Below are 530 nucleotides of genomic sequence, written 5' to 3'. Positions count from 1 at the left end.
AGTTTAAACACTTATCGTTGAAGGACATTTCTCATGAGCGAAGCAAAACACTCCAAAGTCATTATTCTTGGCTCAGGCCCTGCAGGCTATACAGCTGCAGTCTATGCAGCACGCGCCAACCTGAACCCAGTTGTGATTACAGGAATGCAGGCAGGCGGACAATTGACGCAAACAACCGACGTCGATAACTGGCCTGGAGATGCTGAGGGCGTTCAAGGTCCTGAATTAATGCAAAGAATGCAGCAGCATGCCGAGCGCTTCGAAACAGAGGTTATTTATGATCACATCAATAAAGCAGAACTAAGCCAAAAACCTTTTCGCTTAACGGGCGATTCTGGTGAATATACTTGTGACGCACTCATTATCGCCACCGGTGCTTCAGCGATGTATTTGGGCCTAGAGTCCGAAGAAACGTTTGCCGGCAAAGGGGTCAGCGCCTGTGCAACTTGTGACGGATTCTTCTACCGCAACCAGACTGTTTGTGTAGTTGGCGGCGGAAACACTGCCGTTGAAGAAGCGTTGTATCTATC

General features: G+C 48.7%; 1 protein-coding gene. It reads left to right on the top strand.

What is annotated here, in order from left to right; genetic code table 11:
• Window positions 1-33: 33 nt before the first annotated feature.
• Window positions 34-530, top strand: a 497-nt coding sequence (locus A3756_RS00625) for an FAD-dependent oxidoreductase (protein ID WP_156490136.1), incomplete at its 3' end; no start/stop codon positions are given.

The organism is Oleiphilus sp. HI0086, from assembly GCF_001635225.1.
This window is presented reverse-complemented; position numbering and strand designations above follow the sequence as displayed.